The organism is Enterococcus sp. HMSC061C05, from assembly GCF_001814765.1.
GTDB lineage: Bacteria > Bacillota > Bacilli > Lactobacillales > Enterococcaceae > Enterococcus_B > Enterococcus_B lactis.
Genome location: NZ_KV817725.1, coordinates 45,267 through 55,856 on the forward strand (window position 1 = coordinate 45,267; position 10,590 = coordinate 55,856).

9 protein-coding genes and 1 pseudogene are annotated in these 10,590 nt (G+C 38.2%); 9 read left to right on the forward strand and 1 reads right to left on the reverse strand.

The features are described 5' to 3' along the window. Window positions 1-90: 90 nt before the first annotated feature. The 7 genes from tkt (at window position 91) to HMPREF2988_RS01700 (ending at window position 7,743) form a co-directional block, all read left to right on the forward strand. A complete protein-coding gene (tkt, locus tag HMPREF2988_RS01670) occupies window positions 91-2,088 on the forward strand; it encodes a transketolase (RefSeq protein ID WP_070769878.1) in 1,998 nt (665 codons plus the stop codon). A 246-nt stretch (window positions 2,089-2,334) separates the two neighbouring features. Further along, the gene (locus tag HMPREF2988_RS01675) at window positions 2,335-3,228 is read left to right on the forward strand and encodes a glucosaminidase domain-containing protein (RefSeq protein WP_002329158.1); all 894 of its coding nucleotides are present in this window, start codon (window positions 2,335-2,337) and stop codon (window positions 3,226-3,228) included. Between the two features lie 140 nt (window positions 3,229-3,368). Beyond that, entirely contained in the window at window positions 3,369-4,295 is a 927-nt protein-coding gene (gene cysK, locus HMPREF2988_RS01680; protein ID WP_002315091.1) for a cysteine synthase A, read from the forward strand. Between the two features lie 238 nt (window positions 4,296-4,533). After that, window positions 4,534-4,980, forward strand: a complete 447-nt coding sequence (locus tag HMPREF2988_RS01685) for a Fur family transcriptional regulator (protein WP_002289542.1) — start codon at window positions 4,534-4,536, stop codon at window positions 4,978-4,980. A gap of 271 nt (window positions 4,981-5,251) precedes the next feature. After that, window positions 5,252-6,604, forward strand: a complete 1,353-nt coding sequence (locus tag HMPREF2988_RS01690; protein WP_002309372.1) for an NADH oxidase — start codon at window positions 5,252-5,254, stop codon at window positions 6,602-6,604. A 232-nt stretch (window positions 6,605-6,836) separates the two neighbouring features. Continuing rightward, window positions 6,837-7,124: a DUF5960 family protein gene (locus HMPREF2988_RS01695; RefSeq protein ID WP_002309371.1), complete on the forward strand. Its 288-nt coding sequence runs from the start codon at window positions 6,837-6,839 to the stop codon at window positions 7,122-7,124. A 175-nt stretch (window positions 7,125-7,299) separates the two neighbouring features. Beyond that, complete coding sequence (locus HMPREF2988_RS01700; protein WP_002329162.1) at window positions 7,300-7,743, forward strand: MarR family winged helix-turn-helix transcriptional regulator; 444 nt, start codon at window positions 7,300-7,302, stop codon at window positions 7,741-7,743. 2 nt (window positions 7,744-7,745) lie between these two features. On the opposite strand, the gene HMPREF2988_RS01705 is transcribed toward HMPREF2988_RS01700, so the two are convergent. Then, window positions 7,746-8,933: an MFS transporter gene (locus tag HMPREF2988_RS01705; RefSeq protein ID WP_070769879.1), complete on the reverse strand. Its 1,188-nt coding sequence runs from the start codon at window positions 8,931-8,933 to the stop codon at window positions 7,746-7,748. A 267-nt stretch (window positions 8,934-9,200) separates the two neighbouring features. Between HMPREF2988_RS01705 and HMPREF2988_RS01710 the strand changes: the two genes are divergently transcribed. Beyond that, window positions 9,201-9,899, forward strand: coding sequence for a DnaD domain-containing protein (locus tag HMPREF2988_RS01710; protein ID WP_002339331.1), 699 nt, complete (start codon window positions 9,201-9,203; stop codon window positions 9,897-9,899). 6 nt (window positions 9,900-9,905) lie between these two features. Next, window positions 9,906-10,582, forward strand: a pseudogene (gene nth, locus HMPREF2988_RS01715) (endonuclease III). The last annotated feature ends 8 nt before the right edge of the window (window positions 10,583-10,590 follow it).

The window sequence follows — 10,590 nt, forward strand, 5'->3', positions numbered from 1 at the left end:
GAAAATGATTGCTTTTTCGTGTGACATCTTATAGAATGAGAGTGTAAGAAATAAAGGTAAAAAAAACCTAAATTAATAGGAGGGGTTATTTTGTTTGACAAAATTGACCAACTTGGCGTTAACACAATTCGTACATTAAGTATTGAAGCAGTCCAAAAAGCAAACTCAGGACATCCTGGATTGCCGATGGGCGCAGCACCTATGGCATATGCGTTATGGACAAAACACCTGAAAGTAAATCCAACGACATCCAAAAATTGGGCTGATCGCGACCGTTTCATTCTTTCAGCAGGACATGGGTCAGCAATGTTATATAGTTTACTTCATTTAGCTGGCTATCAAGTGACAATTGATGATTTGAAACAATTCCGTCAATGGGATTCTAAGACACCAGGACATCCTGAAGTCCATCATACAGATGGTGTAGAAGCTACTACAGGCCCATTAGGCCAAGGGATTGCAATGGCTGTTGGTATGGCGATGGCAGAAGCACACCTTGCAGCAACTTATAACAAAGAAAACTTCAACATAATGGATCATTATACGTATGCAATTTGTGGGGATGGAGACTTGATGGAAGGAGTCTCTCAAGAAGCAAGTTCGATGGCAGGTCATATGAAGTTAGGTAAATTAATCGTTTTATATGATTCAAACGATATTTCATTAGATGGTCCAACTTCAAAAGCGTTCACAGAAAATGTTGGTGCTCGTTATGAAGCATATGGCTGGCAACATATCTTAGTGAAAGACGGAAATGACTTAGAAGCAATCTCTAAAGCGATTGAACAAGCAAAAGCTGAAACAGATAAACCCACGTTGATCGAAGTAAAAACAGTCATCGGCTACGGTGCTCCTAAAGAAGGAACATCTGCTGTTCATGGTGCTCCTCTTGGCGAAGAGGGTATCAAGATGGCTAAAGAAGTTTACGGATGGGATTATCCAGACTTCACTGTTCCTGAAGAAGTAGCTGCCCGCTTCCATCAAACAATGATAGAAGAAGGACAAAAAGCTGAAGATGCATGGAATGAAATGTTTGCCAATTATAAAAAAGCTTATCCTGAATTGGCACAACAATTTGAAGATGCCTTTGATGGCAAACTGCCAGAAAACTGGGATGCAGAATTGCCAACTTATGAAGTAGGAAGCAGTCAAGCAAGCCGTGTTTCAAGTAAAGAAGTCATCCAAGAATTATCGAAAGCTATACCAAGTTTCTGGGGCGGTTCAGCAGATTTATCAGGTTCCAATAATACAATGGTAGCTGCTGATAAAGATTTTACTCCTGAACATTATGAAGGACGTAACATCTGGTTTGGCGTTCGCGAATTTGCGATGGCTTCGGCTATGAATGGTATCCAACTTCATGGCGGAACTCGTATCTATGGCGGAACATTCTTTGTCTTTGTCGATTACCTAAGACCAGCTGTTCGTTTAGCAGCGATTCAACATACGCCTGTTGTTTACGTTTTGACACATGACTCCGTTGCTGTCGGAGAAGACGGACCAACACACGAACCGATTGAACAATTAGCTTCTGTTCGTTGCATGCCTGGTGTCCAAGTGATTCGTCCAGCAGACGGAAATGAAACACGTGCTGCTTGGAAAGTGGCGATGGAGACTACTGATGCGCCTACTATCCTTGTATTGAGCCGCCAAAACCTTCCTGTATTGCCTTCTACAAAAGAAGCAGCAGATGAAATGGTCAAAAAAGGCGCGTACGTTCTTTCTCCAGCTAAAGGAGAAACACCAGAAGGTATTTTGATTGCAACTGGTTCTGAAGTTGATTTAGCTGTGAAAGCTCAAAAAGAATTGGCAGAAAACGGGAAAGATGTTTCTGTTGTCTCTATGCCAAGCTTCGACCTGTTTGAAAAACAATCTTCTGAATACAAAGAAAGCGTACTTCCTAAAGCAGTGAAGAAACGCGTGGCGATCGAAGCTGCTGCATCATTCGGATGGGAACGCTATGTGGGTACAGAAGGAACAACGATTACCATCGATCATTTCGGTGCATCTGCTCCTGGTGCTAAAATTTTAGAAGAGTTTGGATTTACAGTAGAAAATGTTGTGAATACGTACAATCAATTATCATAGACACCAATCATTGTTTGAATGATAAAGACAGCTGTCTGCAAGTTGGAGGCAGCTGTTTTTTATGTGGTGGTAAGAATAAATCAATGTTACTTTTCGTTTTCTGTTATATTACATTTAAATGACAAAACAAAGAATTCTTCGGATTAGTTTGTGTTTCTTGAGAATTAAAAGTATAATTTAATTAATTAAGTTTGTTTTAAGAAGAGAACTTTTTATTAAGTTTTTTTATTTTGAGGAGGAATTTGAATGCAAGAGCTGAAGACCCGCAGTGCCCGACACCATAGACCTAAAAGAAACATGGTGATCAATAAAAAAGCGATTGCTCCTTTAATTGGAACGAGTCTTTTAGTTGGGCCGATGATGGTTACAGCGGTACCGCAAAGTGTTCATGCAGATGAACAAGGATCTCAAACAGTCGCTGATCCTCAAGCGTTTATCGATCAAATCGGCTGGTCTGCATCAGAAGTTGCTGCAAGTAATGACTTGTATGCTTCAGTCATGATCGCTCAAGCGTTGTTGGAAAGTGCATATGGTACTTCCGGATTAGCTAGTGCGCCCAATTATAATTTGTTCGGTGTAAAAGGAAGCTATAACGGACAGGTCGTTTATATGGCAACCAAAGAATATGTAAACGGACAATGGGTAACGATGAATGAACCATTCCGAAAATATTCTTCTTATTGGGAATCCTTCCAAGACCATGCAAATGTTCTTCGTTCAACCAGTTTTTCAACAGGCGATTATCATTATGCTGGTGTATGGAAAAGCAATACAACAAGTTTTTATGATGCAACAGCGTACTTGACAGGTCGTTACGCTACCGATCCAGATTATGGAACCAAATTGAACTCATTGATTAATACTTATAATTTAACCCGTTTTGATACACCATCAACTGGTTCGGCGACCACAACAACTACAAGTACAACAACAACTACTACTACGACGACTTCAACGTCATCATCATCTTCGGCAACAGGTGCGGATACAAATAGTAGTCAAACATATACAGTTGTATCAGGAGATACGCTATGGGATATTGCACAAAAATTTGGCATGTCTGTTGATGATCTAATGGCGAAAAACGGCATGTCCATGTCCAGTTATTCTTTATTAGTCGGACAAGAACTAAACGTGTGATTTAGATAAAAAGGCAAAGAAACTACCATATCTGGTATATCTTTGTCTTTTTTTTGCTAGTCAAAGACGAATCACTCGCCAGAAATGAACAAATTGTATTATGATAAGTAGGGAAGAGCAAAGACAAGGAGGAATTGAAGATGACAGCTATCTATAACTCAGTCACCGAATTGATTGGTAAAACGCCAATCGTCAAATTAAATAAAATCGTACCAGAAGATTCAGCAGATGTATTTGTGAAACTTGAGTTTTTTAATCCAGGAGGAAGTGTAAAGGACCGGATTGCTCTAAGTATGATAGAAAAAGCGGAACATGATGGATTACTGAAACCAGGAGATACCATCATTGAACCTACCTCCGGAAATACAGGAATCGGATTGTCGATGGTAGGAGTCGCGAAAGGATATAAAGTCATTATCGTGATGCCTGAGACGATGAGTATCGAAAGACGTTTATTGATGAAAGGATACGGCGCAGAGTTGATTCTGACGCCTGGTGTGGATGGTATTTCTGGATCCATTAGAGAAGCAGAACGTTTGGCAAAAGAAAATGGCTACTTTTTACCATTACAATTTGAAAATGAAGCAAATCCTCTTGTACATGAAAAAACGACTGGTCCAGAGATTCATCAAGCCTTTGGAGTAAATGGATTGGACGCTTTTGTCGCAGGTATCGGGACAGGCGGGACAATCACTGGCGCTGGCCGAGAATTAAAACGTGTGTATCCAAAGATCGAATTAGTAGGGGTAGAACCGGCAGAATCTGCCATTTTAGAAGGAAAAGAAGCAGGTCCTCACAAAATCCAAGGGATCGGTACAGGCTTTGTTCCTAAAACACTGGATACCTCTGTATATGATAAAGTCCTTTCCGTGACTGGAGACGAAGCGATGGAAACAGCTAGAGAAGTCGGACGAAAAGAAGGAATTTTAGTTGGTATCTCATCTGGCGCTGCAATTGCTGCCGCATTAAAAGTCGCAAAAGAACTAGGGAAAGGCAAAAAGGTATTAGCAGTCGTTCCCGACAATGGTGAACGTTATTTATCTACAGCCCTTTACCAAGAAATGTAAGTAAACTTGTTTCTCTATAAATAGGTTTATGTGGAAGGCTTTTACAGATGAAAAGAAAACACAAAAATCTATGATAAGAAAAGAGTTAGTTGAATAGAGACGTAGAATGGTGAACATGACTGTTTTACGTCTTTTTTTCATTAAAATACAATAAAATTGAATTTTCTTTTCATGTTAAGTGGATTTTAAAATGTAAAAATAGTATGATAAGACGAGAATAACAACGTGGGGTGTTTACATGGAAAATAAGTTAGTCGAAGAGGTTATCGAAAAGTTAAAAAAAGAGAACATTCGAATCACACCTCAACGGTACGCGGTTTTAGAATATTTGATTGAACATCATTCCCATCCAACAGCTGATGAGATTTATAAAGCACTTGAACATCGTTTCCCAAACATGAGTGTTGCGACCGTTTACAACAATCTTCGTCTGTTTACTTCGATTGGATTTGTTCAAGAAATGAAGTACGGCGATGCTTCTAGCCGTTTTGATTTCAGCTCAAAGCGTCACTATCATGTGATTTGCGAAAACTGTGGTAAGATCGTTGATTTTCATTACCCAGGGTTAGAAGATATAGAAATGGCTGCGAGTAGGCTGACTGATTTTGAGATTAACGAACATCGGCTGGAATTGTATGGACTTTGTCCAGACTGTAAAGAATCAGCAAAAAAGGCACAAATGTAAAAACAGTTTCTACAAGTGTTACACCTAAAAAAGCTGGCTGCGTAAAAAAACGCTAGCTTTTTTTATTTTTTTGTCTTTTATTCACAAGGACAAATGTTAAAGTGAATATTATCACAATAAGAATCTTGCTAACAATGGATTTCTATGATTGTAAATGAGTAAAACTACAAATAAACCTTTGTGAATTCACAAGCATTAAACTGTTGTATCCGTTTTATTTCTGTTATAGTAATTTTGTCGAAGGACAAAATGTTAATCGGAGGGACCATAAATGAAAGTAGTAGTAATTGGCTGTACTCATGCAGGTACTGCAGCTGTAAAAAGTATTTTAAAAAATCATCCAGAAGCAGAAGTGACAGTATATGAAAGAAATGACAATATTTCTTTCTTATCTTGCGGTATCGCACTTTATGTCGGCGGAGTAGTAAAAGACCCAGCAGGCTTGTTCTACTCAAACCCTGAAGAATTATCTTCATTAGGAGCAACAGTTAAAATGGAACACGATGTAACAGACGTCGATACAGAAAACAAAACAGTGACGGCAAAAGATCTGAAAACAGGAGAAACAGAAACAGTTTCTTATGATAAATTAGTAATGACAACTGGTTCATGGCCTATCATCCCACCGATTAGTGGAATTGATGCAAAAAATGTACTCCTATGCAAAAACTACAACCAAGCAAATGAAATCATTGCACAAGCGAAAGAAGCGAAACGTGTAGTAATCGTTGGTGGTGGGTATATCGGTATTGAATTAGTCGAAGCTTTTGTCGAATCTGGAAAACAAGTAACATTGATTGATGGGTTAGACCGCATCTTGAATAAATATCTAGATAAACCATTCACAGATATCCTAGAAAAAGAATTGACAGACCGCGGTGTCACTCTTGCACTAGGTGAAAATGTCACTGAATTCATCACAGATGAAGAAGGAAAAGTGAAACAAGTAGCTACACCAACAGATACATTTGATACAGATATGGTCATTTTATGTGTGGGCTTCCGTCCAAATACAAAACTGATCGAAGGAAAAGTAGAGACACTGCCGAACGGGGCAATCAAAGTAAATGAATACATGCAAACAAGTGATCCAGACATTTTTGCCGCTGGAGATTCAGCAGTAGTCAACTACAATCCAAGTGGCACACAAAATTATATTCCTCTGGCAACAAATGCCGTGCGCCAAGGATTGCTTGTAGGAAATAACTTGACAGAGCATAAAATGGCGTATCGTGGGACTCAAGGAACTTCAGGACTTTATCTATTTGGCTGGACGATTGGCTCGACAGGAGTAACTAAAGAAAGCGCAACATTGAACGATTTAGAAGTCCAAGCAACGGTATTTGAAGATAATTATCGTCCAGAGTTCATGCCGACTACCGAAAAAGTAATGATGGAGTTAGTTTATGAAAAAGGCACAAATCGTATCGTTGGTGCTCAGTTCATGTCTAAATACGACATTACGCAATCAGCAAATACTATGTCTTTAGCTGTTCAAAATAAAATGACTGTAGAAGATCTTGCTCTTTCAGACTTCTTCTTCCAACCACATTTTGACCGTCCTTGGAATTACTTGAACCTACTTGCACAAGCAGCGCTAGGCGAAATCGAAACAGCACAATAAAGAAAGACAGACGGGAGCGGTTATGAAAGAGCTGTTTAGTTTTGACTGATTACCGTTTATTTTGGAAAAAGGGTTGTGACGCATTTTTTGTCACGACCCTCTGTCTTTTTGTGAAAAGTACAATTAGTTGTCTTTCTTCGCATTTTTTGTCACAATAAGCAACAAAGATAAAGCTGTTACATAAAAGAACAAGCAGTTTTACTTGAACTTGAAAAGAAAGGTGAGAAAGAAGATGAATAAAGAATATTTTGTCCAACAAGATGCATTTTTAGAAGATTATAAAAATGTTGCGAAAGAGTCGACGATCAATATAGATGAGTTGGCGGAGCAAGTGCTCTCTCAATTGAATGAAACACAAGAGGAATATTATACGATGCCAGCAGAAGATGCGAAAGATAATGCTTCTCATCGTTTTCCTTTCAGTCGGCGTATCTACTCAGATGAAAATGACGGCACATTGAATACGGAGTACACATATGAAGGACAGCCGTATGAACTAGAAACAGAAGATGATGTTTAAACACCGTTTATTCGGAAAAAAGGGTTATGACATTTTTGTCAAACCCCTTTTTTCTTGATTTCATTCTCTTTTTTACTACAAAATCCTTTTAACTCTTTTTTACTACAAAATCCTTTTAACTTTGTTGTTTAGGAAACAAAAAAATAATATAATGAAAGAAAAAGAAGGTGTAGAAATGGATAAAAGACAGCTGCTAATAGAAGAATATCTGGATTTAGCTAATGAGATTATTCATCGTAATAAACCAGAAATGGAAAAAGAATTTGCAGGATTTACGCTAAATGAACTAGAAGTGATTGAACATATCGGGAAAATCCCTGATCCTAACGTGACAAAATTAGCGAATGCTAGTTATATGACTAGAGGAGCCATCAGTAAGTTAACAAAAAAGCTGATAGCCAGAGGGATCATAAACACTTATCAAAGCGAAGAGAATAAAAAAGAAATCTATTTTCAATTGACGCCAATCGGACAAAAAATAAGGAATAGACACGAGCAGCTCCATCAAAAATGGGTCCAGCGAGATGCTGCTGTATTTGAAAATATGTCAAAAGAAGAATTTGACACAGTATTTCGTTTTATCGGTCGATACAGAGAATTTATACGAAGTAGCAAATGAAACTAATGTTTTATATTGTAATAATAATAGGCAAAAATCATAAGCAAAAACCCGAATATCGTCGGAAGAAATGGTGCTACGGGATAAAGCTGTCCTGCGATTAGCGGGCCGATGACGCGCGATAGAGATTGTATGCTTTGGGTACCGCCCATTACAAGACCTTGCTGGTTTTCTGAGACAGAATTGGATAGTTGGCCATTGAATACAGGAGTAAAAATAGAATCGCCAAAACCATAACAGATAATCCCAAATAAAAACAAAATCGGCAGTAGAAGAATTCCAGATAATGTGATGAATAAATAGGCGAGGATTTCACTGTACATTCCTATTCTTGTGATCTGCTGTTCTGAAATTTTTTTGAGCAATCGAGGCATAATGAACAATTGCGAGACAATATCCAAGATTCCAATCAAAGAGAAGCTTAAACCAACCAACCCCGCTTTCCACTGAAAGGTGTCAATCGAAAATTGAGAAAAGATAGATTGAAGAGAGCCAGCCGCTAACCAAACAGCAAAACCGGCTGTCAATAAAGGAATAACGGATGAAATCTTGAATAATTGTTTTAATTGGTGAAAAGGTCTTACATGGGAAAAACTTAAATCTACTGAACGTTTTTTCATTGGAAGGCTTTCTTGCATAAATGTGTAGCCATAAACGGCATTTAAGAAAGTAAAGAGTGCTCCAATAAATATAGGAACAGAATTCCCCAACTCAGCTAATAGACCACCTATAATAGGACCAAGCGTTGTTCCTATACCGACTAAAGCACCCATCCATCCAAAAACTTTGGTTCTTTCATTAGGTTCCGTGATGTCGGCAAAGTAAGCGTATAAGGTGGAGATTTCTCCTGCTGTCAATCCTTCAATGATACGACCAAGGAACAACATCCATATCGAATTTCCTAAACCAAAAATCAAATATCCAATACTTGATCCTAATAAACTGATAATAAGGATCGGACGACGCCCAAAATGATCACTTAAGCTACCGAGAATGGGGGCAGATAAGAAGGCAGCTAGAGCATAAACAGACATGAGCAAAGTGATATAGAAAGCTTGCTGATGTGCGGAGTGGGAATAAGGCAGCGCTAAAAAAGGAAGTACAGGACTGACGATAGTAAATCCTAATCCAGTGAATAAGACAGAAATATATCCAAAAACTTTAGAATGTTTATTTGTGAAACTGAACATTTAAAAAACTCCTTTATGAAATAATGTTGACAAGGAAACAAAAATAGTGTATAGTAATTTTGTTTCCTTGTCAACATTATAAGGAATAGCAAAATCTACTTAATTTATTTATTCCGAAAAGTGAAGATGCACATCAAAAACATAAACAAACAAAAATCAAGTAGACGACACTATAAATCTGACCGATCAGTGAAGCAATAGAAAAGAAACCTGTTCTTGCTTCCCATGTTTTTTTTACGTATACTGTGATTGAGCGGAGGAGAAATCATGTTGAATTTAGAAAATTACTTAAGCGCTGGACAAACAGTCATATCTAATCTTTTACTTAAAAATTATCATAGGATCGGTCTGCAATCTGAAGAATTTTTATTTGTTCTACAGTTGCACATGGCACAGCTTGAAGGAGATACTTTCCCTGATTTGCAGATGATTGCTATGGATATGGGAATCAAACAAGATCAGATTTTTCAAATACTGGATCGTCTCGTAACAAATGGATTTATCAAGATAGAAACGACGATTGTCAACGGTAAAAAAGCAGATCGATATAATCTTTACCCTATTTATGATCAATTAGGTGAGTATTTAAAAACACAAGAAAAAAAATACGAAGAAAAAACACAAGAAAAAGAAATCCAGTCAGTGTATCAATTATTTGAACAAGAATTTGGACGCCCGCTTTCTTCGATCGAGTTCCAGCGGATTGGTCAATGGCTAGAAGAAGACCATTATCAGCCGGAAATTTTGAAGCTAGCACTGCGGGAAGCCGTATTGAATCAGGCTTATAGTTTTAATTATGTTGACCGCATTTTGCTATCGTGGGAAAGAAAAAATCTACGTACAAAACAGCAAGTAGAAGAAGACCAAAAACGAAGGAAACAGCAACTTCTTCAAAGAGAAGTAGAGCAGCCGACTCAACAAGAAGAATTGCCAAAAGTTTCGCTGAAAAATTGGTTGGAGGAGTAGCAGGATATGTTAAGCAAACAAAAAACAATGGAAGCTCTAGAAACGATGTATGAAATGTTCCCAGAAGCACACGGAGAACTGAAACACAATAATCCATTTGAGTTATTGATTGCAGTGATCTTAAGTGCCCAAGCGACAGATGTATCAGTAAATAAAGCAACGCCAGATTTGTTTGTCTCCTTCCCAACACCTGATGCATTAGCAGATGCTTCAATCGATGAAATCATCCTCAAAATAAAAACGATTGGTTTGTATCGTAACAAAGCAAAAAATATCAAAGCGTGTGCACAGCAGCTGATTGAACGTTTCGACGGACAAGTACCAACGACAAGAGAAGAATTGATGTCTCTTCCTGGCGTGGGCAGAAAAACGGCAAATGTCGTATTAGGAGATGCATTCGGGATACCAGCAATCGCAGTAGATACCCATGTTGAGCGTGTTTCAAAACGACTGAGGATCTGCAAACTAGATGCCTCGGTCATGGAAGTAGAAGAAACACTGATGCGGAAAGTGCCACAAGAATTATGGGTAAAGACACATCATACACTGATTTTTTTCGGTAGATATCATTGTACAGCAAGAAATCCTAAGTGTGAGGTGTGTCCTTTGCTATCAATATGTCAAGATGGGAAAAATCGGATGCGCCTAAAAGAAAAGACCTAAAAAAGAAACCACGCCTGTAGACGTGGTT